General features: G+C 65.7%; 30 protein-coding genes. 9 read left to right on the forward strand and 21 right to left on the reverse strand.

Annotated elements, in window-relative coordinates; genetic code table 11:
• The 4 genes from E2I15_RS16150 to E2I15_RS16165 all read right to left on the reverse strand — a co-directional run.
• A partial coding sequence (locus E2I15_RS16150; protein ID WP_196238914.1) for a glycosyltransferase family 39 protein occupies nt 1-839 on the reverse strand: 839 nt, incomplete at its 3' end.
• A 7-nt stretch (nt 840-846) separates the two neighbouring features.
• Entirely contained in the window at nt 847-1980 is a 1134-nt protein-coding gene (locus tag E2I15_RS16155; RefSeq protein ID WP_137483420.1) for a glycosyltransferase, read from the reverse strand.
• 248 nt (nt 1981-2228) lie between these two features.
• A complete protein-coding gene (locus E2I15_RS16160) occupies nt 2229-2435 on the reverse strand; it encodes a hypothetical protein (RefSeq protein WP_137483419.1) in 207 nt (68 codons plus the stop codon).
• A gap of 67 nt (nt 2436-2502) precedes the next feature.
• On the reverse strand, nt 2503-2874 hold the full coding sequence (locus tag E2I15_RS16165; RefSeq protein ID WP_137483418.1) for a hypothetical protein: 372 nt from the start codon (nt 2872-2874) through the stop codon (nt 2503-2505).
• Nucleotides 2875-3003: 129 nt separating this feature from the next.
• On the opposite strand from E2I15_RS16165, the gene E2I15_RS16170 reads away from it, so the two are divergent.
• Together E2I15_RS16170 and E2I15_RS16175 are read left to right on the forward strand one after the other, a co-directional pair.
• On the forward strand, nt 3004-3837 hold the full coding sequence (locus E2I15_RS16170) for a DUF72 domain-containing protein (RefSeq protein WP_170991798.1): 834 nt from the start codon (nt 3004-3006) through the stop codon (nt 3835-3837).
• 10 nt (nt 3838-3847) lie between these two features.
• Complete coding sequence (locus E2I15_RS16175) at nt 3848-4309, forward strand: DUF488 domain-containing protein (protein ID WP_137483416.1); 462 nt, start codon at nt 3848-3850, stop codon at nt 4307-4309.
• Here E2I15_RS16175 and E2I15_RS16180 read toward each other — a convergent pair.
• From E2I15_RS16180 to E2I15_RS16205, 6 genes are all read right to left on the reverse strand, one after another.
• Nucleotides 4306-5223, reverse strand: coding sequence for a PhzF family phenazine biosynthesis protein (locus tag E2I15_RS16180; RefSeq protein ID WP_137483415.1), 918 nt, complete (start codon nt 5221-5223; stop codon nt 4306-4308). The two genes, E2I15_RS16175 and E2I15_RS16180, sit on opposite strands and share 4 nt — an antisense overlap.
• A 134-nt stretch (nt 5224-5357) precedes the next feature.
• Nucleotides 5358-6671 carry an adenylate/guanylate cyclase domain-containing protein gene (locus E2I15_RS16185; RefSeq protein WP_137483414.1) on the reverse strand — a complete coding sequence of 438 codons (1314 nt, stop codon included), beginning with the start codon at nt 6669-6671 and terminating at the stop codon, nt 5358-5360.
• 109 nt (nt 6672-6780) lie between these two features.
• Nucleotides 6781-7941 carry an ABC transporter permease gene (locus E2I15_RS16190; protein WP_137483413.1) on the reverse strand — a complete coding sequence of 387 codons (1161 nt, stop codon included), beginning with the start codon at nt 7939-7941 and terminating at the stop codon, nt 6781-6783.
• Between the two features lie 19 nt (nt 7942-7960).
• The gene (locus E2I15_RS16195; protein WP_137483412.1) at nt 7961-8920 is read right to left on the reverse strand and encodes an ABC transporter ATP-binding protein; all 960 of its coding nucleotides are present in this window, start codon (nt 8918-8920) and stop codon (nt 7961-7963) included.
• Nucleotides 8917-9702, reverse strand: coding sequence for an HlyD family secretion protein (locus tag E2I15_RS16200; RefSeq protein ID WP_137483411.1), 786 nt, complete (start codon nt 9700-9702; stop codon nt 8917-8919). Before E2I15_RS16200 ends, E2I15_RS16195 begins: the two co-directional genes overlap by 4 nt.
• Nucleotides 9699-10427, reverse strand: coding sequence for a TetR/AcrR family transcriptional regulator (locus tag E2I15_RS16205; RefSeq protein ID WP_137483410.1), 729 nt, complete (start codon nt 10425-10427; stop codon nt 9699-9701). Before E2I15_RS16205 ends, E2I15_RS16200 begins: the two co-directional genes overlap by 4 nt.
• A gap of 620 nt (nt 10428-11047) precedes the next feature.
• Here E2I15_RS16205 and E2I15_RS39235 point away from each other — a divergent pair.
• A complete protein-coding gene (locus E2I15_RS39235; RefSeq protein ID WP_246729417.1) occupies nt 11048-11290 on the forward strand; it encodes a hypothetical protein in 243 nt (80 codons plus the stop codon).
• A complete protein-coding gene (locus E2I15_RS16210) occupies nt 11206-11835 on the forward strand; it encodes a bestrophin-like domain (RefSeq protein ID WP_246668424.1) in 630 nt (209 codons plus the stop codon). Before E2I15_RS39235 ends, E2I15_RS16210 begins: the two co-directional genes overlap by 85 nt.
• A gap of 29 nt (nt 11836-11864) precedes the next feature.
• On the opposite strand, the gene E2I15_RS16215 is transcribed toward E2I15_RS16210, so the two are convergent.
• On the reverse strand, nt 11865-12275 hold the full coding sequence (locus tag E2I15_RS16215) for a DUF2000 family protein (RefSeq protein ID WP_016840425.1): 411 nt from the start codon (nt 12273-12275) through the stop codon (nt 11865-11867).
• 310 nt (nt 12276-12585) lie between these two features.
• Between E2I15_RS16215 and E2I15_RS16220 the strand changes: the two genes are divergently transcribed.
• Nucleotides 12586-13464: an NAD(P)/FAD-dependent oxidoreductase gene (locus E2I15_RS16220; RefSeq protein WP_210241922.1), complete on the forward strand. Its 879-nt coding sequence runs from the start codon at nt 12586-12588 to the stop codon at nt 13462-13464.
• Nucleotides 13424-13789 carry an FAD-dependent oxidoreductase gene (locus tag E2I15_RS39005; protein WP_210241921.1) on the forward strand — a complete coding sequence of 122 codons (366 nt, stop codon included), beginning with the start codon at nt 13424-13426 and terminating at the stop codon, nt 13787-13789. The genes E2I15_RS16220 and E2I15_RS39005 overlap by 41 nt, the downstream gene beginning before the upstream one ends.
• A 69-nt stretch (nt 13790-13858) precedes the next feature.
• Here the strand turns inward: E2I15_RS39005 and E2I15_RS16225 are convergent, their stop codons facing one another.
• The 9 genes from E2I15_RS16225 to E2I15_RS16265 all read right to left on the reverse strand — a co-directional run bounded on the left by E2I15_RS16225 (nt 13859) and on the right by E2I15_RS16265 (nt 21542).
• Nucleotides 13859-14209 (reverse strand): DUF4189 domain-containing protein, encoded by a 351-nt coding sequence (locus E2I15_RS16225; protein WP_246668425.1) that lies wholly within the window; start codon nt 14207-14209, stop codon nt 13859-13861.
• A gap of 258 nt (nt 14210-14467) precedes the next feature.
• On the reverse strand, nt 14468-16072 hold the full coding sequence (locus E2I15_RS16230; protein WP_137483408.1) for an NTP transferase domain-containing protein: 1605 nt from the start codon (nt 16070-16072) through the stop codon (nt 14468-14470).
• The gene (locus tag E2I15_RS16235) at nt 16069-16782 is read right to left on the reverse strand and encodes an XdhC family protein (protein ID WP_137483407.1); all 714 of its coding nucleotides are present in this window, start codon (nt 16780-16782) and stop codon (nt 16069-16071) included. Before E2I15_RS16235 ends, E2I15_RS16230 begins: the two co-directional genes overlap by 4 nt.
• Before the next feature lie 168 nt (nt 16783-16950).
• Nucleotides 16951-17274, reverse strand: coding sequence for an XdhC family protein (locus E2I15_RS16240; protein WP_018272401.1), 324 nt, complete (start codon nt 17272-17274; stop codon nt 16951-16953).
• Nucleotides 17275-17284: 10 nt separating this feature from the next.
• On the reverse strand, nt 17285-18487 hold the full coding sequence (locus tag E2I15_RS16245; protein WP_155262427.1) for a vWA domain-containing protein: 1203 nt from the start codon (nt 18485-18487) through the stop codon (nt 17285-17287).
• A gap of 120 nt (nt 18488-18607) precedes the next feature.
• On the reverse strand, nt 18608-19516 hold the full coding sequence (locus tag E2I15_RS16250) for an AAA family ATPase (protein ID WP_137483406.1): 909 nt from the start codon (nt 19514-19516) through the stop codon (nt 18608-18610).
• A gap of 48 nt (nt 19517-19564) precedes the next feature.
• The gene (locus E2I15_RS16255; RefSeq protein ID WP_137483405.1) at nt 19565-20371 is read right to left on the reverse strand and encodes an FAD binding domain-containing protein; all 807 of its coding nucleotides are present in this window, start codon (nt 20369-20371) and stop codon (nt 19565-19567) included.
• Between the two features lie 70 nt (nt 20372-20441).
• The gene (locus tag E2I15_RS16260; RefSeq protein ID WP_016840414.1) at nt 20442-20927 is read right to left on the reverse strand and encodes a (2Fe-2S)-binding protein; all 486 of its coding nucleotides are present in this window, start codon (nt 20925-20927) and stop codon (nt 20442-20444) included.
• Between the two features lie 168 nt (nt 20928-21095).
• Entirely contained in the window at nt 21096-21542 is a 447-nt protein-coding gene (locus E2I15_RS16265; RefSeq protein ID WP_016840413.1) for an SRPBCC family protein, read from the reverse strand.
• A gap of 210 nt (nt 21543-21752) precedes the next feature.
• On the opposite strand from E2I15_RS16265, the gene E2I15_RS16270 reads away from it, so the two are divergent.
• The 3 genes from E2I15_RS16270 to E2I15_RS16280 all read left to right on the forward strand — a co-directional run bounded on the left by E2I15_RS16270 (nt 21753) and on the right by E2I15_RS16280 (nt 24570).
• Nucleotides 21753-23105 (forward strand): 3-carboxy-cis,cis-muconate cycloisomerase, encoded by a 1353-nt coding sequence (locus tag E2I15_RS16270; RefSeq protein ID WP_137483404.1) that lies wholly within the window; start codon nt 21753-21755, stop codon nt 23103-23105.
• Nucleotides 23106-23227: 122 nt separating this feature from the next.
• Nucleotides 23228-24010: a 3-oxoadipate enol-lactonase gene (gene pcaD / locus E2I15_RS16275; protein ID WP_137483403.1), complete on the forward strand. Its 783-nt coding sequence runs from the start codon at nt 23228-23230 to the stop codon at nt 24008-24010.
• Between the two features lie 167 nt (nt 24011-24177).
• Nucleotides 24178-24570 (forward strand): carboxymuconolactone decarboxylase family protein, encoded by a 393-nt coding sequence (locus tag E2I15_RS16280; RefSeq protein WP_137483402.1) that lies wholly within the window; start codon nt 24178-24180, stop codon nt 24568-24570.
• Here E2I15_RS16280 and E2I15_RS16285 read toward each other — a convergent pair.
• On the reverse strand, nt 24550-25083 hold the full coding sequence (locus tag E2I15_RS16285) for a hypothetical protein (RefSeq protein ID WP_137483401.1): 534 nt from the start codon (nt 25081-25083) through the stop codon (nt 24550-24552). The genes E2I15_RS16280 and E2I15_RS16285 overlap by 21 nt on opposite strands.
• Nucleotides 25084-25248 lie beyond the last annotated feature (165 nt).

Genomic DNA, 25248 nt, shown 5'->3' on the forward strand with positions numbered 1-25248 from the left:
TTGACCAGCGCGCGCGCCTCCATCGCGCCGGCGCGGCGCCGATACAGCGCGTAGAGACCCATCACGCCGAGGATGAACACCAATGGCGTTGCGAACGCAAACTGGGTCGGAATCAGCTCGGCGATGTAGGTCGGCCGGAAATCCTCGATCCGCGCGCGGCCCATCTGCTTGATGAACGACACCCAGTGGTGATCGGCGTTCCAGCGGATGACCGGCGCAAACAGGCCGAGCGCGACCAGACCGCCGAGATAGAGCCAGGGCGAGAGAAACCAGCGCCGCAGCTTCGGCACCATCGCAAGCCAGATCAGGATCGCCGGACCAAAGAACAGCGCGGTGTATTTCGACAGCAGCGCCGCGCCGGCGCCGGCGCCGACCGCAAGCCACCAGGCGCCGCGACCGCTCTCCAGTACCTTTGCGAGCGCGTACAGCAGGAGGCTGGCAGCGACCAGCAGCGGCGCATCCGGCGTCACGATCAGCGTGCCGACGGCGGCCATCAGCGTCACATTGAGCAGGATCGTTGCGCTCGCGGCGATGCGCCGGCCGCCGAACAGGATCTCGGCCGCCCGGTAGATCGCCCAGCTCATCGGCAGTGCGAGCAGGATCGACACCAGCCGCACGCCGAACGGCGTGTCGCCCGCAATCATGGTGCCGAGCCGGATCACCATCGCCACCATCGGCGGATGGTCGTAATAGCCGCCGGCGAGCGCCTTCGACCACATCCAGTAATAGGCTTCGTCGAAGGTCAGCGGCGTCCATGCCGCGGCGGCCAGTCGCAACACGACCAGCGCGCACACCGCAAGCGCGGTGTTTCGGGCAAGCCGCGCCTCGTTCGCGTTCATGCCACCGTCATCGCTTGCGCCAGACGAACAGCCCGGACATCGCGTAATTCCACACCACGCCCATCAGTGCGCCGGCCGCGCCCGCCAGCCACCAGATCGGCTCCTGGTCGTAGACCGAGAACGCGACGCCGACATTGGCGAGCAGGCCGACGCTGCAGACCAGATAGAACAGCAGCAGGCCGCGCAGGATGCCAAAGCCCTTCAGCCGCTGGTCGCGGTAGGTCAGGAAATTGTTGAGGATGAAGTTGCTGGTCATGGCGACGATCGCACCGGTGGCCTGGGCCTCCGGGAATGGCGCCTTGAACAGTTCGAGCGCGATGAACAGCACGGTGAGGTGCACCACCAGACCGAGCCCGCCGACGGCTGCGAACAGAATGAAGCGCAGCGAGATCAGATCATTGGTCAGCTTCGCCAGCACCAGGCCGAGGAAGTCGAGCGCGACCATCGAGTCGAGCTTGCTCTCGCCATGCTGGCGCGCGCCGAAGGTGTAGGGAATTTCGACCGCGCGCAGCTTGCCTTCCGCCGTCGCCACCACGTCGAGCAGGATCTTGAAGCCTTGCGTAGACAGCTGCGGCGCGAGCTGCTCGAACCGGTCGCGGCGGATCATGAAGAAGCCGCTCATGGGGTCGGCGATCTCGACCTTCAGTGCGCGTCGGGCGATCTCGGTGGCAAAGGCGCTGGCGCCGGCGCGCTGCTTGTTGAAGCCGTCGGCCTTGTAGCCCTCGATGTAGCGGCTGCCGACCACGAGCTCGGCCTCGCCGCTCTGCAGCAGCGCCACCATCTTCGGCAGCTGGCTCTCGTCATGCTGCAGGTCGGCGTCCATGACAGCGGCATAGGGTGCGCTCGACGCCAGGATGCCCTCGATGCAGGCGCCGGACAGGCCGCGCCGGCCGATCCGGCGGATGCAGCGCACGCGGGAATCCTTCCGCGCCAGCGCGCGCACCACGTCCCAGGTTCCGTCGGGCGAATTGTCGTCGACGAAGATGACTTCCCAGGACACGTCCTTCAGCGTCGCGTCGAGCCGGCGATACAGCACCGTGACATTGTCACGTTCGTTGAAGGTCGGGACGACCACCGAAAGCTGCGGCAAACTTGCCGCCTGCGATGAGGTTTCGGGGCCCGGCTTGATGGCTTCGTTCATGAGCGCCAGCGTATAGCCGCAGCCTCACCCGCTGCCAAGGCAGGCCGACCCAAACGCACGCTCGGAAAGCGGGAAAACGGGACAAAACACCCCTCAAAATGCCAACGACCACGAACAAGGGGCGCGCGTACATCCGGCGCAGCCATCAATGTCGTGGTCGTTCCAGCGCCGGAGCCCTGAAGCTGCAACGTCGCCGTTGGATGCAAGATAGGAAGCCCCCGGGCGATCCGCAAGGGGCGCAGGAGGTGCTAGTTGTTCGGGACTTCCCGGATCACCGGGCCGCGTGGCGCCGGGGCCGCCGGCGCGGCCTCGGCGGCGGGAGCCGCCTGCGGCTGCGCGGCCGACCGGGTCGGGTTACGGAGCTGGGTCGGCGACGGCCCGTAAATGAACGCCGCCGCCAGCGCGATGGCTGCGACCAATGCGCCCAAAAAGCCTGCCGTCGATTGTGAGCTCATGCCGATCATCCCCTCGCCTGCGCGGATTGATATCAAAAATCGGCCGGCCGCAACAGGATTTGGGAACCTATTTCGCCGCGGCCTTGCGCCGGGTGAAGGCGGTCACGATGTCCTTCTGCGCGAGCTCGATCGCGCGGTTGGCGGTGGTCAGATTGGCGTCGGCATCCTGCTTCGGAAATTGCAGCGACAGGAAGTCGATCAGCGACACCCGGAAGTTCTGCCGCTCCGAGGGACAGACATTGGCGATCAGCGAGGTGAATTCCTGGTCGGACATCGCCTTGTTGCTGTCGCGGGGATATTCGCGGGCGAGACAATTCCAGTAGGCGTCGCGGCCGGTGATCGCGAGCTTGTGCGCATCGTCGACCTCATCGGCCATCGCAGCGGACGATATGGCGTCGGAGGACATGATCAAGAGGGCGGCCGCAACCAGCATGCGCATTTGTTGTTCTCCATTTTGGCGCATCGTAGCGAAGAGCGACGGCGACGATAAGCACGCTGGCAAACTGGCCAATCACGATTATTTTGACTAATCTTGTTTCCTGTTCCCTCCCTCACGATGAGTGCAGTCGTGGCCAAAGCTCCCACCAAGGCGACCAAGACCAAGACAGACGCAGGCAACATCTATATCGGCATCGGCGGCTGGACCTTCGAGCCGTGGCGCGGGGTGTTCTATCCCGAGAAGCTCGCACAATCGAAGGAGCTGTCCTATGCCGCCTCCAAGCTGACCTCGATCGAGATCAACGGCACCTATTACGGCTCGCAGAAGCCGGAGAGCTTTCGCAAATGGGCCAGCGAAGTGCCCGACGGCTTCATCTTCTCGCTGAAGGGACCACGCTTCGCCACCAACCGCCGCGTGCTCGCCGAGGCAGGCGATTCGGTGAAGCGGTTCTATGATTCGGGCGTGCTGGAGCTGAAGGACCGGCTCGGGCCGGTGCTCTGGCAGTTCGCGCCGACCAAGAAATTCGACGGCGCCGATTTCGGCAAGTTCCTCGAGCTGCTGCCGCGCAAGCTCGACGGCCGCGCGCTGCGCCACGTCGTCGAGGTCCGCCACGACAGTTTTTGCGTGCCCGAATTCGTCGCCCTCATTCGCGAGCACGAGGTGCCGGTGGTGTTCGCCGAGCACGGCAAATATCCGGCGATTGCCGATGTCGCGAGCGACTTCGTCTATGCCCGGCTGCAGAAGGGCAATGACGAATTGAAGACCTGCTATCCGCCGAAGCAGCTCGACGCCTGGGCCAAGCGGTTTCAGGACTGGGCCGGCGGCGGCGAGCCCGACGATCTGCCGAAGGTCGACAAGGCCGCGCCCAAGAAGGCGCCGCGCGACGTGTTCGCCTATGTGATCCACGAAGGCAAGGTCCGCGCGCCCGCTGGCGCGATGGAATTGATCGAACGGGTGAAGTGAGGGAGAACCGATGGCGAAGGCGAAAAGGCTGTTCACCATCGGCTACGAGCAGACGCCGTCGAAGGCGGTGCTCGACGAGCTCCAGCAGGCCGGCGTCAAGCTGCTGGTCGACGTCCGCGCGGTCGCGTCCTCGCGCCGGCCCGGCTTCTCCAAGACCCAGCTCGCCGCCGGTCTCGACGAGCGCGGCATCGGCTACGTCCATCTGCGCGGCCTCGGCACGCCGAAAAGCGGCCGGGAGGCGGCGCGCAGCGGGCAATATGCGCTGCTGCACAAGATCTATTCGGCGCATCTGAAGACGGCGCAGGCCAAGGAAGAGCTCGACGAGCTGTCGGCTCTGGTGAAGAAGTCCGGCCCGGTCTGCATCCTCTGCTACGAGCGCGACCACGAACACTGCCACCGTCGCTGGATCGCCGAGATCATCGAGGAGCGCGACGGCGTCAGGATCGAGAACCTGGCGGCGCCGCAGGTCTAGCCTGCCTCGCCCGGCACATTCAGCGTCCCCTCCATCATCTTCACGCAGCCGCCGCCGACATGCACTGATATGATCGCGCCGGCTTGCTTGCGCACGCGCGTCAGCAACAGGCTCGGCCGGCCCATATCGACGCCCTGCCCGATCCGCAGCCGCAACTCGCCGTCGCGCGCGGGATCGATATCGGCCAGCAGCGCCGCGCAGGCCGCGGTCGCGCTGCCGGTCGCGGGATCCTCGGACAGGCCGCTGGCGCCCGGATGGAACATGCGCGCTTGCAGGTCGAGCGGCTGCTCGCTCGCCGGCACGTCGCTTGTGTAGAAATAGACGACGTCGCGGCCGATCTCGGCCAGCGTCCTGGCGAACGCCGCCGCATCCGGCCGGGCGCGCCTCAGCGCCTCGCGCGAGGCGATCTCCACCACCAGGAACGGCAGGCCGACCGAGACCACCTGCGGCACATGCCGATCGGTCTTCACGTCAGCCGCCGACAGCGACAGGCACGCGGCGGCGTCGGCCGCGCTCACCTCGTTGGTCCGCTGCAACGGCTGCGGCGCCGTCAGCTCGGCGCCGAGCACCCTGCCGCCGTCGGACAGGATCGCGACCGGCACGAGACCCGCCTTCTCCTCGAACCTCAGCTGCGCCGGCGGCTTCGCTGCCCGGCTCGCCAGCACGAAGGCGGTGCCGACATTGGGATGGCCGGCGAACGGAATTTCCGAGCGCACCGTGAAGATGCGAACCTGGGCGTCGTTGCCCTTGTCCTGCGGCGGCAGCACGAAGGTCGTCTCGGAATAGTTGAACTCGGTGGCGATCGCGTGCATCTGTTCCGTCGACAATCCCTCGGCGTCGAGCACCACGCCGAGCGGGTTGCCGCCGAAGGCGCGGTCGGTGAAAACGTCGACGGTGATATAGCGCCGCTGCATCTTGCTTGTCCTTGTGCTCCGGTCATTCCAACGGCGCTATCGTAACACGGTCGCAACGACGCCCTTCAGAGCACTCGGTACAATCGCGGGCAAGTCAGAAGCAGACAGCTCGCGCGGTTTGCGAGTGTTGACGCCTACCCCAGCTGCCAGACGTGCACCGGCTGCTCGTAACCCCGCACCGGGATCTCGCCGCGCGACACCGCGTCCTTGCAGTCGTCGCCGAGCGCCTCGCGCACCGCAGAGGAAATCAAAAACTGCGAGCCGAGCTCCTTGTTGAGCGCCTCGAGCCGCGCGGCAAAATTCACGGTGTCGCCGATCACCGTGTATTCCTTGCGCCGCGGCGAGCCGATATTGCCGGCGACGACCTCGCCGATGTGGATGCCGATGCCGATGCGCAGCGGCCAGCTCGACGCGGCGTTGGTGCGCTCGTTCGCCGCAAGCATTTCACGCGCAGCGGCGACCGCCTGGTGTGCGGCCTCGCCGGTCTCGAACGGCGCACCGAACAGGGCGAGAAAGCCGTCGCCCAGAAACTTGTTCACGATGCCGCCATGGCGATCGAGGATATCGACCAGCACGGCAAAGGCGCCGTCGAGCCTGTCCACCACCTCCTGCGGCGAGCGGGTGCGCGCGCCGGCCGTGAAGCTGCGGAAATCCACGAACATCACGGCGACGCGCCGGATGTCGCTCCCGGTGCCGGCGCCCTCCGTCATCAGACGTTCGACCACCTGCGGCGAGACGTGCTGGCCGAACAGATTGGTGATGCGATCGCGCGCGGTGGCGGCCGCGATGCTGGCCGCGAACTGCCGGCGCAGCTGCATGCCGACCGCGCCGGCCAGCACGCCGCAGATCAGGATGATCGCGCTCCGCGCGGCGTGATAGTAGAGGCTGGTCTCGGCCGCGCCGCCGCCCGAGGGATGGAAGAACACCGCCATGTAGAACAGCTCGGCCGCCGCGACGAAGCCGGTGAAGGTCGAGAGCCAGAAGTCGAGCCGCAGCGTCGACAGGATGATGAAGACGAAATAGATCAGCGGCGCCACGAAGCCGAGCGCCTCCTGCGGCCCCATGCTGCTCATGTGCAGCGCCAGCACGACGGTCGGCAGCGACGTCTCGACCAGCACGCCGATGTAGCGCCGGACCACCGGCAGGTCGCGCCCCTTGCGCATGTGCCAGCTGATCGCCCCATGCACCCAGAACTCGAACAGGATCAGCGGAATGGTGACGTAGAAGACGTAGACGGGGCTGAGGTTGCCGTGCCAGACGCGGCTGACCGCGTCGGGCGCAAAGAAATACACCAGCAGGCTGATCGCCGCGAGGGTAGCGGCGGTACCGATCAGCACCTTGATGCGGAGCAGCTCGGTGGTCATCACCTCGCGCATCAGGGCGTGATGGAAGTCCGTCGCGACCGCCGCGCCGGCCGCTGTGCCTTCCTTGTCTGGAAATTCCGTCAATCCCTCACCCCCGTCATTCCGGGGCGCGAAGCGAACCCGGAAGCTCGAGATTCCGGGTTCGCCTCCTCGAGACGCCCCGGAATGACGCTCAGTGACAGCCATACTAGCCTCAATCGAGCGTGCGGCGGAAGCGCGTCACCGCGATCGTCATGGCGAACAGCATCAGGGCGACCAGCGCGACGGTGTCGTATTGCAGGTTCGGCATCGCCGCCCCCTTCAGCATGATGGCGCGGACGATGCGCACGAAATGGGTCAGCGGCAACCCCTCGCCGATATATTGCGCCCAGACCGGCATGCCCGCGAACGGAAACATGAAGCCGGACAGCAGGATGCTCGGCAGGAAGAACATCATCGAGAGCTGCATCGCCTGCAGCTGGTTCTGCACGATGGTCGAGAAGGTGTAGCCGATCGACAGATTGGTGGTGATGAACAGCGTGGTGAGCAGTGCCAACAGCGTGAGGCTGCCGAGGACCGGCACGCCGAACAGCACGATGCCGATGGCGATGATCAGCGTGGCCTGGATGAAGCCGACCAGCACATAGGGGATGATCTTGCCGAACATCACCTCGACCGGCTTGATCGGCATCGACAGCAGGCTCTCCATGGTGCCGCGCTCGATCTCGCGCGTGACCGACAGCGCGGTGAAGATCAGCATGGTCATGGTCAGGATGGTCCCGACCAGGCCGGGCACGATGTTGAGGCGCGAGTCCGCCGCCGGGTTGTAGCGGGCGTGGGCGCGGATTTCGAACGGCATGTCCGGGGGATCGCCGACGTGCAGATCATGCGCCAGCGCCGATTGCACCAGCGGCCCGAGTGCGCCGAGCGCCGAGCCCGACGCGACCGGGTCGGTGGCATCGGCCGCGACCAGTAGCGCCGGCCTGTCGCCGCGCCGCACCGCGCGCTCGAAGCCGCGCGGGATCTCGACGCCGAACAGCACCTTGCCGGATTGCAGCAGCTCGTCGAACGCCTCGACGGTGTGGACCTCGCGGACAAAATGGAAATAGGCGGTGTTCTCCATCGCCTTCAGGATCGAACGGCCGAGATCGCTGTCCTCCTGGGTCAGCACCGCGGTCGGCAGATTGCGCGGCGTGGTGTTGATGGCGTAGCCGAACAACGTCAGCTGCATCACCGGCAGCATGATGATCATGGCGAACGAGACGCGGTCGCGGCGAAGCTGGATGAATTCCTTGACCAGCATCGCGTAGCTGCGCCGCCAGAAGCCGAATGCCGGCTCCCTCGTCTCGCCGTGGATCGTATCCGTTGCGCTCATCGGAACCTATCCTTGAAAATTATCCTTGGAAATTATCCTTGGAGCGCCCCATCAGGTCGATGAAGACGTCTTCGAGCGACGGCTCGCTGGCCTGCCAATGCCATTTCGAATTGTCCCGATAGGGCGCGATCGCGGCCGCGAGCGCCGCCTTGTCGCGGCCGGAGACGTGCAGGCTGGTGCCGAACGGCGCCACCATGTCGATGCCGGGCTTGTCGGTGAGCTCGGCCATCAGGCCGTTGAAGTCCTCGCCCGTCACCGTCCAGGTCGACAGCGCGGAGGCGGCGATCACCTCGTCCACCGTGCCATGCGCCAGCAGATGACCGTAGGCGATATAGGCGATCTCGTGACAGCGCTCGGCCTCGTCCATGTAGTGGGTCGAGACCAGCACGGTGAGGCCTTCGGCGGCGAGCGCGTGGATCTCGTTCCAGAAATCGCGCCGTGCCTTGGGGTCGACGCCGGCGGTCGGCTCGTCCAGCAGCAGCAATTGCGGATTGGGCAGCGTGCAGGCGCCGAGCGCCAGCCGCTGCTTCCAGCCGCCGGACAGCTCGCCGGCGAGCTGCTCCTCGCGGCCCTTCAGCCCGATCCGCGCGATCATGTCGGCCGCGGACCCGCGCGCGTCCGGCATGCCATAGAGCCGCGCCACGAATTCGAGATTCTCGCGCACCGACAGATCCTGGTAGAGGCTGAAGCGCTGCGTCATGTAGCCGACCTTGCGCTTGATCTTGTCGGCATCGCGCCGGATGTCGTAGCCGAGGCAGGTGCCCTCGCCGCTGTCGGGCGTCAGCAGGCCGCACAGGATGCGGATGGTCGTGGTCTTGCCGCTGCCGTTGGGACCGAGGAAGCCGTAGATCGAGCCGCGCTTGACCTGCATCGACAAGTCATGAACGACTTCGCGTCCGCCGAACGACTTGGTCAGGCCCTTCACATCGATGGCGATGGAGGGTGCGCTCGACCGCGCGCTGGTGGAGCCGCCGTTCATCTGCGCTCCGCCACCGGCGTCTTGGGATTCAGGTAGATGCTGATCGGCTGGCCGACGCGCAGCACATCGGGCCGGCTCGGCCGCGCCTGGATCAGATAGACCAGCTTGTTGCGCTCATCGAGGCTGTAGATGACCGGCGGCGTGTACTCCGCCGTGGTGGCGATGAAGTAGATCTTTGCGGTGAGGTCGGCGGCGCAATTGTCGCAGGTCACCCTCACCTCGTCGCCGAGCGCGAGCTTCGGCAGCTCGGTCTCCGGCACGAAGAAGCGCAGCTTCATATTGCCCGGCGGCATGATCGACAGCACCGGGCGCTGCGCCTGCACCATCTCGCCCTCGCGGAAGTAGATCTGCTGGATCGAGCCCGCGATCGGCGCAAAGCCCTTGCGACGGTCGAGCCGGGTCTGCGAGGTGTTGACCCGCGCCTCCGCGACGCGCAGCGCCGAGACCGCGGAATCCAGATTGGCCTGGGTGCCGGCGCCGGTGCCGCGCAGCGAGGCTGCGCGGTCATAGCTTTGCCGCGCGTTGGCGAGGGTCGCGTTGTTCTGGTTGAGATCGGCGCGCTGCAGATCGTCGTCGACCGAATAAAGCAGATCGCCGGGCTTGACCTCGTCGCCCTCGCGCACATTGAGCTTGATGACGCGGCCGGATTCATCCGGGCTGACGAAGATCATGTCGGCCTCGACCCAGCCCTGGAAGCCGGGATCCCGCTTCTCCTGGCAACCGGCCAGCGTCGCCGCCAGCACGACTGCCGTGACAAGCTTCATCATGCGCGAGCCGGTCATGTCTTGCTCCGTTCGCCGAAGATCAGATCGAGATGAACCTTGAACATCGCGAGGGCATCGAGCGGCGCGTGCCGCGCAAACAGGCTCTGCCAGATCACCGCGACGATCGCGGGCGCCACGACGAGCTGGGGAAACTGCGCGAGCTGGCGCTGCCTGATCTCGCCGCGCGTGATCGCGAGCTGGATCAGCGCCTGCATCGCGGCCATCCCCTTCGACACCACCTCGCGGAAATAGAAGTCGGCGATCGCCGGAAAGCGCGGCCCTTCGGAGACGATCAGGCGGACGATGTCGCCGCGCCGGGTCGACACGATCTCGCGGATGAAGGTCTCGGCAAATCTCTCCACCGCATCGCGCACCGGGCCGGTGATGGTGGGCGGCGCGGCCATGCGATTGACCAAAGGCACGACGGCGGTGCGGATCAGCTCCTCGAACATCGACTCCTTGTCCTTGAAGTACAGATAGAGCGTGCCCTTGGCGACGCCCGCCCGCTTGGCGACATCATCGAGCCGCGTCGCGGCAAAGCCGCGCGCGATGAACTCGTCCATCGCCGCCGCGACGATCGCAGCCCGCCGCTCCGCCGATTTCTCGGCGCGGTTCCCAGCCGGCTTCGGCTCGGGCGGCTTCGCCGAGGCCACCTTCGGGATCCTCGCCGCCGCAGCCCGGATCGTGGTGGTCCGGCGCTTGGCAGGCCGGCAGCCGGTCGATTGTTCGATGCGCTTTGTCATGGCCTCAATATGACTGACCAGTCAGTCATTGTCAATGCGTTCAGGGAAAACGTCTGCCGGCCGGAAGCGTTCCTGTCGGCCTTCGCGGCTTCTTCGGGTGCGCATCGGTTCGCGATCTCGCGCCGCAAATGCCCGAGTTTGCTGCTTTATTTTCATCCCTTGGGGAACAGAGGGCGCAGGGAAAACCGGATGCCGGTCGCACCCATGGGCCCTGCAACAAAAAGCACAGGATCAGGACCACAGGCGTAACCGGCGCAATCCGGCCTGCCCTGCGCGATGGGCTACGGCTTACTTCGTGCTCTCCCCGGCGAGACCGCGCTTGTTTGTCGTCGCCCCCCGCAAAAACGCTCGCGGGTTTTGCGGGGAGACACCTGCGACCAGCGCGTCAGGACCACACGACTTCACCGTCCGCTTCGCTTGCTGTCGTCGATCGCGCACTCGGCGTCCACCGCATCTCGTCCCACATTCGCGACGACCGCGAAACGCCCCTTGCTGAGTTGCCTGTCGGGCTCTTTTGTCGCACCAATGGCCTAGCAAGGTCATGGCGAACGACCCGGGCGGCACGTGATCATCCGGTGCAGCGGGAGTTGATACGAGCGATCGGCTGGGGGGAAACACCTATGAGCGATTGGTTACACAACCTTTCTGTGCCGTGGATGGCCTTCATCGTCTTCGGCTTCACCTATCTTGTTGCCATTCTCATTTTCGCAGGCGTTGCGATCCTGTCGACCAAGGAGCGCGCAACGTCCTTCAAATCGATTTCTCCCGGCATGTGCCGGTGCTCGGCATCCTTTTCGGCCTGTTTGTCGCGTTCACCGCGGCACAGGTCTGGAGTGACAGCGATCGCGCCACCGCGGCGGTGAGCCGCGAGGCCAGTTCGCTGCGCGCGGTCATCTTGCTCGCCGGCGGCCTGCCGCCGGAGCAGGAGGCGCGCCTGCGCGGTCTCGTTCGCGACTATGTCGAGGAAACGGTCGCCGTGGAATGGCCGATGATGGCGCGCCAGGCCGCATCGCTCAAGGCAGCGCCTCCCGCGCTGACCGCGGCGTTGCGGCTTGTCGTGTCAACGCCCGCGCAAAACCCGGGCCAGCAGACGACGCAGCACGAGATCATCACCAATCTGAATTCGGCACTCGATGCGCGACGGCAACGGATCATCGTCAGCCAGACGGAGGTCGATTCGATCAAATGGTGGTGCCTCTACCTTCAGGCCATCTGCGAGCTATTGGTCATCGCCCTTGTTCACTGCGACAACCGTTTGGGATCCGCCATCGCGATGGGACTGTTCGCGACCGGCGTGGCCACATCGGTTCTGCTGATCGCCGCGCACGATCGACCATTCACCGGCCAGATATCGATTGCGCCGACGCCGTTGCTGCAGATCATGCCGGACAAGGAGGCGAGCCGATAAGCGCCGGACCGCACTACGCTCGCTGTCCGCTACGTGTGAAACTTCAGCCCGTCGAGGATCTTGTCGACCACCTTGCGCTCGGCACGAATGGCGAGGCCGACCAGATTGAGCTCGCTGCGCGCGACCGCCTTCACCACCTCGCGGTTGGCGGCGTCATGCGTGGTCCTGAACATGTCCTCGGTGTAAAGCGCCGGCTGCACGTTGCGCGCCAGCGCGCGCTCCAGGGCCCGCGACAGCGCAGGCCCGTCGGCGCCGTAGATCAGGATCGGCTGGCCGATCAGGGAGAGATATCTGGTCCCCGAGCCGTCCTCGTAATTCTCCCCGATGCATTCGGGAAAGGAAGCGGCGATGCCGCCGGCAAGAAACGACGCCACGTTGAGCTTCTGCCAGACTTCCAGGTCGGTGCGGATCACGACCGCGATCTTGGTGTCGAACTGCATGGCGATAAATCTATCCGCAGGTTGACGACAAATGCCAGTTCTGACCGCGCATCCCTCGTCTGCCCGCCAGGCGCTGGCGTTAGTTTCTTAAGCAGCCCACGGGCGGACCCTGCCCGCCTGAAGGGCGACATCGCGGCCGGCGAAGCTGATATCGCTGCGGCGAAGAAGCTCAACCCACACGTCGACCGCTAGCCGTGCGACGTCGCAAAGGCTCCGCCAGTGCCTGGACGGAAAGCGATAGTCAGGTCCTGCGCCGCGTAGTAGGCTTCGGGCGTTCGATTACCATCAGCATATTTCACGGCATTGCATCATGATCAGCAAGGCCGATGTTGTTGTTATTGGTTCGGGCGGATTGGGCGCGGCCACAGCCTATTACCTGAGCAAGCGCGGAGGTCTCAGCGTCGCCCTTGTCGACAAGCATGAGATCGGATCGCAAACCTCCCCCCGCGCGGCAGGCATGGTGAGTTGCGCGCGCAAGAGCGACTTGATGATTGGCCTCATCAAGGACGCATGCCGCAAGATCGAGGCGTTCACGGAGGAAACCGGCCAGCCGCTCGACTGGGTACATTCCGGCAGCCTCAAGATTGCGCGTCGGCCGCAGGATGCCGACGTGATCGAGGACGACTTCGAGCGCGGACGCCGCACCGGCCTCGATGTCGAGCTGATCTCTCCGGAACAGGCGAGCGGCCTCAATCCGTTCTTGCAGCCGGCGGGCGTCGTCGCGGCGATGCGGATCGGCGACGACCGGTATTTCGACCCGGCGCAGGTTGCCGTCGGTTTCGCCAAAGCCGCGGCGGCCAATGGTGCAACCTTGCTGCCGAAGATCGACGTGCGCGCCGTCAACATCGTCGGCGGCATCGTGATCGGCGTGACCACCGCGAACGGCGTCATTGAAAGTCCGGTTGTCGTCGATGCGGCCGGCGCGTGGACGCGGCAGGTCGCGGAGGCGAGCGGGATTCGCGTGCCGCTGGTGCCGATCCGGCAGCAATTGATCGTCACCGAGCCTTTGGATGGCGCGCGTGCCGACCTGCCGATGATCCGCATCATGGATGCCGCGGTGTATGGGCGGTTTCCTGTGGGGCGTCTACGAGGAAACGCCGCGCTTCTTCGACATGCAATCGCTTGGGGCAGGCTTCGACATCAAGGACATGCCGCTCGACATCGGCGTGCTTCATGCAGCCGCCGATGAGGTGAAGAACCAGCTTCCGTTCCTGCAAACCGCCAAGGTGCGGGAATTTCGCGGCGGCATTCCGACCATGACCGCCGACGGCCATCATATTCTTGGCCCGGCCGCCGGCGTGACCGGTTTCTATTTTGCGAGCGGGTGCAACGTCGCCGGTCTGTCGATCTCGCCGGCCGTCGGCGAGGCGCTTGCGGCCTGGATCGTGGACGGCAAGCCGCCCGTCGATCTATCGCCGATGTCGGCCATGCGGTTCAAAGACCAATCGTGGTCTGAAGACCAATTGGAGCGCGACGCCGCCTGGCAATACCGACACTTCTATGGTGCCGTCTGAGCGCCGCTCGGACCGAGGGCTGTCAGCGCGCCTTGCCAGCCAAGCGGACCTTGCGGATCGGCCGCCGCCCTACCCCTTGGCGTCGCAGGCCCAGGCGCGGATCACGCATTCCTTGCCGCCATAGTCGTAGCACTTCTTGGTCGCGGCATTGAGCGAGCTCGAGATCTTCGGCGCCACCGCATAGCCATGGGCGCCGCAAGGATTTTTCATGTCGATCGAGAGCGCGGCACAGGCGCGCTTCATGGTCACGGTGGTGCAATCGCCCTTGCACTGCTTCAGCGCCGCAGCGCGCGCCGCGCCTTCCGCCGCATAGTCGTAGGCCTGGCCGTAGGCTCCGCACTTGCCGACTGCGAACGCGCCGGCCGCGCGCGCCTTGGGCACGAAGGTTTCCACGGAGAAACGCGTGGCGCCGAGCAGCAACGTTAGAACAAGAATCGTCAGCGCGCGACGCTGCGCGGCGGCGGTCGAAATGATCAAGCGGAAATCCCCCAAAGTCCGGCGCGGACTGTACGCAGGGGTCGTTTCCAGATGGTGAATGACGGGTTGAGGGCGCCGATGCTCCATCCACTCGTCGTCCCAGCGAAAGCCGTTGTGGGCGAGGCAGCGGCCCCAGCCTCGCAAGACAATCGGCATTTGTGGTAACGGGCCCCGGCTTTCGCCGGGACGACGGCGATAGAGCTAACCGCGTCTTGCCGCTTCCAGCGCCTGCGGCGTGTCGATGTCGAGGAAGGCGCTGTCGCCTTCGACCGGGACCTCGGCGACCACCTCGGCATGCTTGGTGATCAAATGGCGCGCGCCGATGTCGCCGTCGAGCGTCATCAGCTCCTTGAAGAAGCGCCGCGACCACAGCACCGGATTGCCGCGCCGACCCTCGCTGACCGGGACCGCGATCAGATGGCCGCGGTCCGGCGCGAAGGTCTCGATCAGGCGGTCGATCAGCTTCGCATCGATCAGCGGCATGTCGCCGAGGCAGACGACCGCGCCGTCAATGCTGTCGGACACCGCCGCAATGCCCGCCTTGACCGAGCTGGCGAGACCGCCGGCGAAATCCGGGTTGCGGACGAACTTGACTTTGAGGCCATCGAGCGCCTGCTCGACCAGCTCGGCCTGATGCCCGGTGACGACGATCACCTCGGAAGCCTTCGACGCCAGCGCCTGCTCGGCGACGATGCGCGCGAGCTTCTTGCCGTCGAGCTCGGCGAGCAGCTTGTTCGGGCCGCCCATCCGGGTCGAGCGGCCGGCGGCGAGCACGATCGCCGCGACGTTGCGGTTGCCTTCGGTGTCCGGGACGGTGCGCGGCTGCGGCCGCGTCACGATCTCCATCAGCAGGCCGCCGACGCCCATGCCGGTGAGATCCGACCGCGTCACCTTGATGCCGGCGAGCAGCCGCATCAGCACCCAGTCAAAACCGTTCTCGACCGGCGAACGCGCGCAGCCCGGCGCGCCCAGCACCGGCACGCCGCCGGCGCTGCCGATCAGCAGCAGATTGCCCGGATCGACCGGCATGCCGAAATGCTCGACCGCGCCGCCGATCTCGGTGATCGCAGCCGGGATCACGTCGCGGCGGTCGGCGATCGCGGACGCCCCGAACACGATGACGAGCTCGGCCCCGAGCTCGAGCAATTCCTTGATCGAGGCGGCGAGCACGGTTTCGTCATGCGGCACGCGGCGCTCGGCGATGATGGTGGCGCCGGCCGGCGCGAGCCGTTCGGCGGTGACGCGCAGCGTCTTGTCGATCACCTTCGGCGCGAGGCCCGGCAGCAGCGTCGAGACCACGCCGACCTTCCGGATCACATAGGGCGCGATCCGCAGCGTATCCTTGCCGGCGACCGCGACGGCGGCATCGCGTAAGCGCCCCTCGACGCCGAACGGGATCAGCTTGACGGTCGCAATCATCTCGCCTTCGACCACCGGCTTGAACGCGGCAAGGGTTGCGAAGGTGATGGCCTCGTCGACGTCGTTGATGCGGTCGACCGCGGCGCGATCGATCACCAGCACGCCGGGGCGCGCCGCGAACAGATTGGCGCGGCCGGTGAAGGCGCGCTCGACATTGACACCCTCGCCCGCCACCGCCTGCGCGATGCTGGCGGCCGCGGCGTCCTCGGAAACGTCACCTTCGTCGAGCCGCACCACGACGATCTCGTCGACGCCGGCCTTGGTCAGCGCCTCGACCTCGGCGGGGCCGATCGTGGTGCCCTTCTTGAGCACCAGCGCGCCCTGGCGGAGGGTGTGAACGGTGACGCCGCCAATCGCGTCGGCCGGACTGGCGGGACCGAATTTCATGCCGCTTCTTCTTTTTGCTTGGAGCTTTCTTTGGGAGGCAAACGCAGCTGCGCGGTGATCTCGGCCATGATCGCAACCGCGATCTCCGACGGCGACACCGCGCCGATGTCAAGGCCGATCGGCGCGTGGATGCGCGCGATGTCGCTGTCTCGCGCGCCTAGCGCGCGCAGCCGCTCGGCGCGCTTGGCGTGGGTCTTCCGCGAGCCGAGCGCGCCGATATAGAAGCAGTCGCGGTCGAAGGCGTGCAGCAGCGCCGGATCGTCGATCTTCGGATCGTGCGTCACCGCGACGAAGGCGGTGTAGTGATCGACATTGAGCGGCGGCAGCGCGACGTCGGGCCATTCGGCGACCAGCGGCACGTCGGGGAAGCGCTCCGGGCTCGCAAACGCGGTGCGCGGATCGACCACCGTGACGTCATAGTCGAGCGAGCGCGCCAGCGGCGCCAGCGCCTGGCTGATATGGACCGCGCCGATGATCACGAGCTTTGCGGTCGGCGCGTAGACGTTGAGAAACAGCTTCTTGGCCCCGACCTCGACATTGCCGCTCTTGCCCATCCGCAGCTGCTTTGACAGCTCGGCACGCAGGGGATCGGCGGCGATGTCCGCGGCCTTGACCAGGCGCTGCTCGCCATTGGAGGTGTCGGTGACGACGATCACCGGGCGGCGCGCGGCGCGCTCGGCGTTCAGTTCTTTCAGGATCTCGAGCTTCACGGCAAGTGCCCCGTTTCCGAAGTTCGTACCTCTCTCGCGGCGCCCTCTCGTACGAACTTCGGAAACAAGAGGGGCACTTGCAACTCAACGATTGTAGTGCCGCTTATCGATTTGAAGTTCCTGAACCGCACGCGCGGCATATACTACAGGAACTTCAAATCGGCGACACTACCCGACCTTCTCGACGAACACGCGGATGGTACCGCCGCAGGACAGGCCGACATTCCAGGCCGTCTCGTCGGCGACGCCGAATTCGAGCATTTTTGGCTGCCCGCTCGCGATCACATCCAGTGCCTCGGTGACCACGGCGCCCTCGACGCAGCCGCCGGAGACCGAGCCGAGAAACGTGCCGTCGTCATTGATGACGAGGCTCGAGCCGGCCGGGCGCGGCGCCGAGCCCCAGGTCTCGACCACGGTGGCAAGCGCCACGCCATGGCCCTCTTTCTGCCAGGTCTCGGCGGCCTGCAGGATGTCTTCGTCGCGGTTGAGCATGTGAACCTCCCTAGGCCACGGAGCGGATCAGGCTGCGGTGGTGCGCCGGCGGCGGGGACGAGAGAGCCCCGATCAAGCCCTTGATGGACGTCAAGTTATGCACCGGGCGAAATTCGTCAACGTGGGGCAACATCATTTTGATGCCCTGCGCCTTGGCCTCGAAGCCGGAGTAGCGCAGCAGCGGATTGAGCCAGATCAGGCGGCGGCAGGAACGGTGCAATCGGTCCATCTCGAAGGCCAGTTTGGCATCGGCCTCCCGTTCTAGTCCATCGGATATAAGGAGGACGATGGCACCCTGCCCGAGCACCCGGCGGGCCCAGAGCTGGTTGAAGCTGTGCAGCGAGGTCGCGATCCGCGTCCCGCCGGCCCAGTCCTCGACCGAAGACGAGCAGCTCGCCAGCGCCTCGTCGGGGTCACGCGCCCGTAACGCCCGCGTCACATTGGTCAGGCGGGTGCCGAACAGGAACACCGAGACCCGCTTGCGGGCGTCGGTGATGGCATGCAGGAAATGCAGGAACAGGCGGGTGTACTCGCTCATCGAGCCCGAGATATCGAGCAGCGCCACGATCGGCGCCGGCTTCTCGATCCGGCCGAGCTTTCTGATATCGATGATCTCGCCGCCGGTGCGCAGCGAATTGCGCACGGTTCGGCGCATGTCGAGCCGGAGACCCCGCGCGTCCGGCTGGTAGCGGCGGGTCACGAGCTCGGCCTGCGGCAGCCGCATCTTGGCGATCTCGCGCGTCACCTCGGCGATCTCCGCCGCGGTCATCTGCGCAAAATCCTTCTTCTGCAGCACCTCCTTGTCGGAGACCGAGAGCTTGAGCTCCTGCTCCTGGGCCTGCGGACGCTCCTCGCTCCGCGCCGGCTGGGCCATCGCCTCCTGGACGCGGCGCGAGGCCGGCGGCGGCTTCTTCCTGGCGTGGTCGGGCAGCGGCACCGAATCCAGCATGCTCTTCCACTCCTCGGCGGCGCGGAAGAACAGCTCGAAGGCCTGACGGAAGATCAGCGCGTGCTCATGGCGCTTGACGAAGATCGCTTCCAGCGTGGCGTAGAAATCGGAGCGATGCCCGACCTCGATCAGCTGCAGCGCATCGAGCGCATCGATCACCGAACCCGGCCCGACCGGGAGCCCGGCCGCCCGCAGCGCGCGGGCAAAGCCGATCACGTTGTCGGCCATGTGGCCGGTCGGGGGCGCGAGGTGGTTGATCGCCATCGTAATCCATTTCCCGTCGTTCCGGGGCGCGCGCGAAGCGAGCGAACCCCGAACCTCGAGATTCCGGGTTCGCTGCTGACGCATCGCCCCGGAATGACGGACGTTGTCATGACGCGCGACTTACGTCTCGCTCGTCGCTTCCTTCAATGTCTTCTGCAGCGCATCGCCCTGCATGCGCGCGATGTCGTCCTGATACTTCAAGAGCGCGCCCAGCGTGTCGCCGACCACCTGCGGGGTCAGCGAGCGGGCATCGAGCTCGGACAGCGCGGTAGCCCAGTCGATGGTCTCGGCGACGCCCGGCGACTTGTAGAAGTCCTGGTTGCGCAGCGCCTGCACGAAGCGGACGACCTGCTGCGACAGCTTTGCGGAAATGTTCGGCACCCGCGACTTGACGATCGCGAGCTCTCGTTCGGCGGAGGGATAATCCACCCAGTGATAGAGGCAGCGCCGCTTCAGCGCGTCGTGAATCTCGCGCGTGCGGTTCGAGGTGATGATCACGATCGGCGGCGCCGGTGCCTTCACGGTGCCAAGCTCGGGGATCGTGACCTGGAAGTCGCTGAGGATTTCCAACAGATACGCCTCGAACGCCTCGTCGGCGCGGTCGAGTTCGTCGATCAAGAGCACTGGCGGCCCCGCGACATCGGGCTCGAGCGCCCGCAACAGCGGCCGCTTGATCAGGAAGCGTTCGGCGAAAATGTCGCTCGCGAGCTGGTCGCGATCGGTGTCGCCGGAAGCCTCCGCCAGGCGGATCGCGATCATCTGCGCCGCGCTGCTCCACTCGTAGACCGCGGAGGCGACGTCGAGGCCTTCATAGCATTGCAGGCGGATCAGCTTGCGCCCGAGCGCCGCCGACAACACCTTTGCGATCTCGGTCTTGCCGACGCCGGCTTCGCCTTCGAGGAACAGCGGCCGACCCATCCGCAGCGCAAGATAGGTCACGGTCGCGAGCGACCGCTCGGCGAGATAGCCGCGCGAGGTCAAGAGATCCTCGAGCGCATCGACGGAAGTGGGTAACGCCGATGCACTCATGGAACAGCCAGTCTTCGAACGAGAGTGAGCAAAGTCACGCCTTGGTACTTAGTCCTTGGCGTTCGCGGTTTCCACCGCCCTGCGCGTCAAAACGCCGATCAGATGCGCGCGGTATTCCGCACTGCCGTGCAGGTCGCTGTTCAGCCCGTCGGCCGAAACCGCGATGCCGTCGAGCACCTTGTGCGAGAAGCGCTTCTTCAGAGCGTCCTCGAACGCGGTGACGCGGAATACGCCGTCGGAGCCCGCGCCGGTGACCGCGACGCGCACGTCGGACGGACGCTTGGCCACGAACACGCCGACCAGCGCATAACGCGAGGCCTGGTTGCGGAACTTGACGTAGGCCGCCTTCTTCGGCAGCGGGAACATCACCTTGGTGATGATTTCGTCGGCCTCCAGCGCGGTCGAGAACAGGCCCTGGAAAAACTCCTCGGCCTTGAGGCGGCGCTTGTTGGTGACGATCGTCGCGCCCAGCGCCAGCACCGCGGCCGGATAGTCGGCGGTCGGGTCGTTGTTGGCGAGCGAGCCGCCGATGGTACCGCGGTGGCGCACGGCGGGATCGCCGATCAGGCCGGCCAGCTCGGCCAGCGCCGGGATCGCCTCGCCCACGACCGCGGAGTTCGCGACCTCGGCGTGCTTGGCGGTGGCGCCGATGACCAGCGAGCGGCCCTTCATCTCGATGGTATCGAGACCTTCGATATGGGAGAGGTCGACCAGATGCGGCGGGCTGGCGAGCCGCTGTTTCATGACCGGCACCAGCGTGTGACCGCCGGCGATCAGCTTGGCGTCCTCGTTCTTCACCAGCAGGTTGGCGGCCTGCCGCACGGTGCCGGGACGGTGATATTTGAATTCGTACATTGGAATGTCCTGATCGCGGTCGCGATGAATTGCTGATTACGCGAGGCCCGGCTTGTTAGGCCAAGTCTGATTAAGCCAAGTCCGACTTCGCCATCGCCTTGGCGCCGGCGGCGATCGAAGCGACGATGTTCTGGTAGCCGGTGCAGCGGCACAGATTGCCTTCCAGCTCCTCGCGGATCACTTCGTCGGAGAGCTCGTGGCCCTTGCGATGGACCAGGTCGACCGCGGTCATGATCATGCCCGGCGTGCAGAAGCCGCACTGCAGGCCGTGATGCTCGCGGAAGGCCTCCTGCATCGGATGCAGCGGCGCGCCGTCAGCCGCCAGCCCTTCGATGGTCTTGACCTCATGACCGTCGGCCATCACCGCAAGCGTCGTGCAGGACTTCACCGCCTTGCCGTCCAGATGCACGACGCAGGCGCCGCACTGCGAGGTGTCGCAGCCGACATGGGTGCCGGTCAGCCGCAGGTTTTCGCGCAGAAACTGGACCAGAAGGGTACGGGGGTCGACATTCGCGTTCACGGGGTTGCCGTTCACGATCATTGAAATCTTGGCCATCAGCACTCTCTTATCTGCGCCACCGCATATCGGCGAAGCAGGCGGTTTTAAATCATTCCAGACGGCATAATATGGGCGCGCCCCGCGATGGGCAACCTTTCGAGCCACCCATCCAGGACATAACGGCAAGACATGGCCGGACCTGAATAATCCAGCCGAAAGGCGGGGCTAACCCTGCACCGCCTTGGCGAAATTTGCAAAGAATTCATCGGCCAGCTTCTTGGCGGCGCCGTTGATCAGGCGCTGGCCGAGCTGGGCGAGCTTGCCGCCGATCTGCGCCTCGACGTTGTAGCTCAAAAGCGTGCCGCCATCCTTGTCGGCAAGGCCAACGGTGGCGCCGCCCTTGGCAAAGCCGGCCACCCCGCCCTCGCCTTCGCCCGAGATCTTGTAGCCGTTCGGCGGGTCGAGATCGCTCAATGTGACCTTGCCCTTGAAGCGGGCGGAGACCGGGCCGACCTTCATCTTGGCGGTGGCGCGGAAGCCGCCCTCGTCGGTCTTCTCCAGCTCTTCGCAGCCGGGAATGCAGGCCTTCAACACTTCGGGATCGTTGAGCTTGTCCCACACAGCTTGGCGCGGCGCTGCAAGCTGGACTTCGCCGGTCATTGTCATGGCCATGGGGGACCTCCTCGATCGCTAGAACCTTTTCCCCAAGTAAAGCAGCCGGGGCGCAAAGGAAAGGGCACCTTCGGAGGATGAGCGATGCATATTCGCAACCGCAGCAAGCCAAGCCCGCTGTTCACGAAATCGCGCAATCCCCGCTGTTGAAAATGCAGGCAGGCCCGGGGGCATTGGCAGCGACGCGCGGGAGTGGTTAGGTCGCCGGCAATGAGCACAGCCCTCTCTCCCCTGCTTGCGCCGATGCTGTCGAGCGCCGCGATGCGCGCGGTGTGCGACGACGCCGCCACGCTGCAGAACATGCTGGATTTCGAGGCCGCGCTGGCCCGCGCCGAGGCGGCCTGCGGGGTGATTCCCGCAGCTGGCGCAGGACCGATCGCTGCGGCCTGCAAGGCCGAATCGTTCGACCTCGCCGCGCTGGCCGACGCCGCGATGCGGTCCGGTAATCTGGCGATCCCTCTGGTGAAGGCCCTGACCGCCAATGTCGCCAAGGCGGATGCCGAGGCGGCGCGCTACGTGCATTGGGGCGCGACCAGCCAGGACGTCATCGACACCGCGACGATGCTGTCGCTGCGCGCGGGGATCGACGCACTGCTGGCCGATCTCGACCGCGCCGTTGCCGGCTTCGCCGGGCTTGCGCGCGCCCATCGCAACACCGCCGTGGTCGCGCGGACCTGGCTGCAGCACGCGCTGCCGATGCCGTTTGGGCTAAAACTCGCCGAATATGCCGCGGCGCTGCATCGCTCCCGCAAGCGCTTGCTGCGCCTGCGCCGCGAGACGCTGGCGCTGCAATTTGGCGGCGCCGCCGGGACGCTCGCCGCGCTTGGCGACAAGGGCTTAGCGGTCGCCGCGCAGCTTGCGCAAGAGCTCGATCTGCCGCTGCCGGATGCGCCCTGGCACACCCATCGCGACCGCATCGCCGAGGCCGCGTCGGTGTTCGCGATCCTCGCCGGCAGCTGCGGCAAGATCGCGCGCGACGTCTCGCTGATGATGCAGACCGATGTCGGCGAGGCGTTCGAGCCCGCGGGCGCCGGTCGCGGCGGCTCCTCCACCATGCCGCACAAGCGCAATCCGGTCGCGGCCGCGAGCGCGCTAAGCGCTGCGACAATGGCGCCGAACCTTGCCGCCACGATCTTCGCCGCGCAGGTGCAGGACCATGAGCGCAGCGCCGGCCCGTGGCACGCGGAATGGCCGACCTTGCCGGGCCTGATGCTGGTGACCTCGGGCGCGCTTGCCGCCATCGTCGATCTCGCCGAAGGGCTCGAGGTTGATGCGGCGCGGATGCGCGTCAATCTCGATGCGACTCAAGGGTTGATCATGGCGGAAGCCATCACCTTTGCGCTCGCCGACAAGATCGGCAAGAGCGACGCCCATCATCTGATCGAGGCCGCCAGCAAGCGCGCCGTCGTGGAGAAGAAGCATCTGCGCGAGGTGCTGTCCGCGGACGCCAAGGTCATCACACATCTCGACGCGACACGAATCGCGGAGCTGTTCGAGCCGATGGCCTATCAGGGCGCCTCGCAAGCGCTGATCGACCGCCTGCTGGCTTCGCTGAGCAAATGAGATTGCCAACGAGCTTCTCCGATGTCATTGCCGGGCTTGACCCGGCAATCCATCATCGCAGAAGACTCTTTCTTGATGGATGCGCGGGTCAAGCCCGCGCATGACACGGGAGGTTTGGACCGATGCCGATGATCAACGCCGACGGGTGCCTGCTCAACGTCCAGGTGGACGGCCGCGACGGCGGACCGACCTTGATGCTATCGAACTCTCTCGGCTGCACCTTGCAGATGTGGGAGCCGCAGATGCGGGCACTGACGCAGCTGTTCCGCGTCATCCGCTACGACCGCCGGGGTCACGGCAAATCCAGCGTGCCGGCGGGCCCCTACTCCATGGAGCGCTTCGGCCGCGACGTGTTGGCGATCCTCGACGACCTCAACATCGAGAAAGTGCATTGGTGCGGGCTGTCGATGGGCGGCATGGTCGGACAGTGGCTGGGAGCGAATGCCCCGGAACGATTCGGCAAGATCATCCTGGCCAACACCGCCTGCTACTATCCCGATCCGACCAACTGGCTGAACCGCATCAAGGCGGTGAAGGAAGGCGGCATCGCCGCCGTCGCCGACACCGTGATCGCCGGCTGGCTGACCGCCGATTTCCGCGAGCGCGAGCCGGAGACCGCGGCGCGCATGAAGGCGATGCTGGTGGCCTCGCCTGTCGAAGGCTATCTCGCCTGCTGCGAGGCGCTGTCGACGCTCGACCAGCGCGCCCTGCTGCCCAGGATCAAGAGCCCGACCCTGGTGATCGCAGGCAAGCAGGACATGGCGACTCCAGTGTCGGCGGGTGAGATGATCCGCAGCGGCATTCCCGGCGCCAGCATGACGCTGCTCGATGCCGCGCACATTTCCAACGTCGAGCAGTCGCATGCCTTCACCGAAGCCGTGGTCGGCTTCCTGACGCAGCGGTAACGGTCATCGTCATTCCGAGCCGATGCGAAGCATCGAACCCGGAATGACGAAATCAGCACGTAGCCCGGATGCAGCGAAGCGAAATCCGGGACAAGTCTTTCGGCCAACGCTGAAGCCCCGGATTGCGCTGCGCGCCATTCGGGCTACGATTTCATGAGGAGACATCCATGGACGACAATCAGCGCCGTGACGACGGCATGACGCAGCGCCGCAAGGTGCTCGGCAACGAATGGGTCGACAAGTCGATCAAGAACCGCAACGCGTTCAACGCCGACTTCCAGGACCTGATCACGCGCTATGCGTGGGCCGACATCTGGACCCGGCCGCATTTCGATCACCGCACCCGCCGCGTGCTGGTGATCGGCACCATGGTCGCGCTCGGCCAGTGGGACGAATTCCGCCTGCATGTGCGCGCGGCGCTCGCCGAGGGCGGCTTCACGCCCGACGACATCAAGGAAATCCTGCTGCAGCAGGCGATCTATTGCGGCGTGCCGGCGGCCAATCACGCCGTCAAGGAAGCCGGCGCGATCATTGCCGAATTAGGGTTGCTGAACGGATAGCTGGCCGGCGGGCGTTTCGGTGGTCGTTGCCGCGTCGGCAGATGCTTGAACTCGCTTCGGCGAGGTCTCGAACAGCATCACGATCGCGGTCCCGAGCAGCATCAGAAGCTCGGACGCATGCATGCGCATCGCTTCGATCTCGCCGACCTTGGAGGCCATCATCATGCTGGCGAAGCTCAGCACGCTGCCGAGGCAGAGCGCCACCGCCAGCGCCTCGTCGGCGCCGCTGCTGCTCTTGCGCAGCGGCGAGAACGCGGCCATCGCGAGGAAGACCGCGAAGAACGCCACCACGGTGATCCGCGCCAGCGCGAGCAGCCATGCGAGCCGCACCGTCGCCATCTTGCCGAGGTGCAGATAGTCGCTGGCATAGAACGCGATCGACACGCTCGGCCGCTCGTAGAGGCCGTGGATCGGTGACACCATGATGCTGAAGGCGATGATGCTCCAGACCGGAATGAAATAGGCCGCAAGCAGCGCGCCGTTGAAGGAGCTGATCCGCCAGTTGTTCGACATTGCCGCTTCCCGTGCTTCCCGCGCCTTATCGGATTGGCGACGATTCAGGGCGCGAGCTAACGCCGATCAATTGCCGGCAGCAATTTAAACCCTTTGTTAAGGTTAAGCGCGATGCGATGGTTCCGGATCTATGCGATCGGCTCCCGTGCCGACCGAAAATTGGGG

Origin of the sequence: Bradyrhizobium sp. BR2003, assembly GCF_009720285.1 — a bacterium.
Taxonomy (GTDB): domain Bacteria; phylum Pseudomonadota; class Alphaproteobacteria; order Rhizobiales; family Xanthobacteraceae; genus Bradyrhizobium; species Bradyrhizobium elkanii.

Excerpts from the sequence above, each read along its gene's own strand:
- E2I15_RS16155 (WP_137483420.1), bottom strand. The coding sequence starts at position 1,980 with ATGAACGAAGCCATCAAGCCGGGCCCCGAAACCTCATCGCAGGCGGCA.
- E2I15_RS16160 (WP_137483419.1), bottom strand. The coding sequence starts at position 2,435 with ATGAGCTCACAATCGACGGCAGGCTTTTTGGGCGCATTGGTCGCAGCC.
- E2I15_RS16165 (WP_137483418.1), bottom strand. The coding sequence starts at position 2,874 with ATGCGCATGCTGGTTGCGGCCGCCCTCTTGATCATGTCCTCCGACGCC.
- E2I15_RS16175 (WP_137483416.1), top strand. The coding sequence starts at position 3,848 with ATGGCGAAGGCGAAAAGGCTGTTCACCATCGGCTACGAGCAGACGCCG.
- E2I15_RS16180 (WP_137483415.1), bottom strand. The coding sequence starts at position 5,223 with ATGCAGCGGCGCTATATCACCGTCGACGTTTTCACCGACCGCGCCTTC.
- E2I15_RS16190 (WP_137483413.1), bottom strand. The coding sequence starts at position 7,941 with ATGAGCGCAACGGATACGATCCACGGCGAGACGAGGGAGCCGGCATTC.
- E2I15_RS16195 (WP_137483412.1), bottom strand. The coding sequence starts at position 8,920 with ATGAACGGCGGCTCCACCAGCGCGCGGTCGAGCGCACCCTCCATCGCC.
- E2I15_RS16200 (WP_137483411.1), bottom strand. The coding sequence starts at position 9,702 with ATGACCGGCTCGCGCATGATGAAGCTTGTCACGGCAGTCGTGCTGGCG.
- E2I15_RS16205 (WP_137483410.1), bottom strand. The coding sequence starts at position 10,427 with ATGACAAAGCGCATCGAACAATCGACCGGCTGCCGGCCTGCCAAGCGC.
- E2I15_RS39235 (WP_246729417.1), top strand. The coding sequence starts at position 11,048 with ATGAGCGATTGGTTACACAACCTTTCTGTGCCGTGGATGGCCTTCATC.
- E2I15_RS16215 (WP_016840425.1), bottom strand. The coding sequence starts at position 12,275 with ATGCAGTTCGACACCAAGATCGCGGTCGTGATCCGCACCGACCTGGAA.
- E2I15_RS16220 (WP_210241922.1), top strand. The coding sequence starts at position 12,586 with ATGATCAGCAAGGCCGATGTTGTTGTTATTGGTTCGGGCGGATTGGGC.
- E2I15_RS39005 (WP_210241921.1), top strand. The coding sequence starts at position 13,424 with ATGCCGCTCGACATCGGCGTGCTTCATGCAGCCGCCGATGAGGTGAAG.
- E2I15_RS16230 (WP_137483408.1), bottom strand. The coding sequence starts at position 16,072 with ATGAAATTCGGTCCCGCCAGTCCGGCCGACGCGATTGGCGGCGTCACC.
- E2I15_RS16240 (WP_018272401.1), bottom strand. The coding sequence starts at position 17,274 with ATGCTCAACCGCGACGAAGACATCCTGCAGGCCGCCGAGACCTGGCAG.
- E2I15_RS16245 (WP_155262427.1), bottom strand. The coding sequence starts at position 18,487 with ATGGCGATCAACCACCTCGCGCCCCCGACCGGCCACATGGCCGACAAC.
- E2I15_RS16250 (WP_137483406.1), bottom strand. The coding sequence starts at position 19,516 with ATGAGTGCATCGGCGTTACCCACTTCCGTCGATGCGCTCGAGGATCTC.
- E2I15_RS16255 (WP_137483405.1), bottom strand. The coding sequence starts at position 20,371 with ATGTACGAATTCAAATATCACCGTCCCGGCACCGTGCGGCAGGCCGCC.
- E2I15_RS16260 (WP_016840414.1), bottom strand. The coding sequence starts at position 20,927 with ATGGCCAAGATTTCAATGATCGTGAACGGCAACCCCGTGAACGCGAAT.
- E2I15_RS16265 (WP_016840413.1), bottom strand. The coding sequence starts at position 21,542 with ATGGCCATGACAATGACCGGCGAAGTCCAGCTTGCAGCGCCGCGCCAA.
- E2I15_RS16270 (WP_137483404.1), top strand. The coding sequence starts at position 21,753 with ATGAGCACAGCCCTCTCTCCCCTGCTTGCGCCGATGCTGTCGAGCGCC.
- pcaD (WP_137483403.1), top strand. The coding sequence starts at position 23,228 with ATGCCGATGATCAACGCCGACGGGTGCCTGCTCAACGTCCAGGTGGAC.
- E2I15_RS16280 (WP_137483402.1), top strand. The coding sequence starts at position 24,178 with ATGGACGACAATCAGCGCCGTGACGACGGCATGACGCAGCGCCGCAAG.
- E2I15_RS16285 (WP_137483401.1), bottom strand. The coding sequence starts at position 25,083 with ATGTCGAACAACTGGCGGATCAGCTCCTTCAACGGCGCGCTGCTTGCG.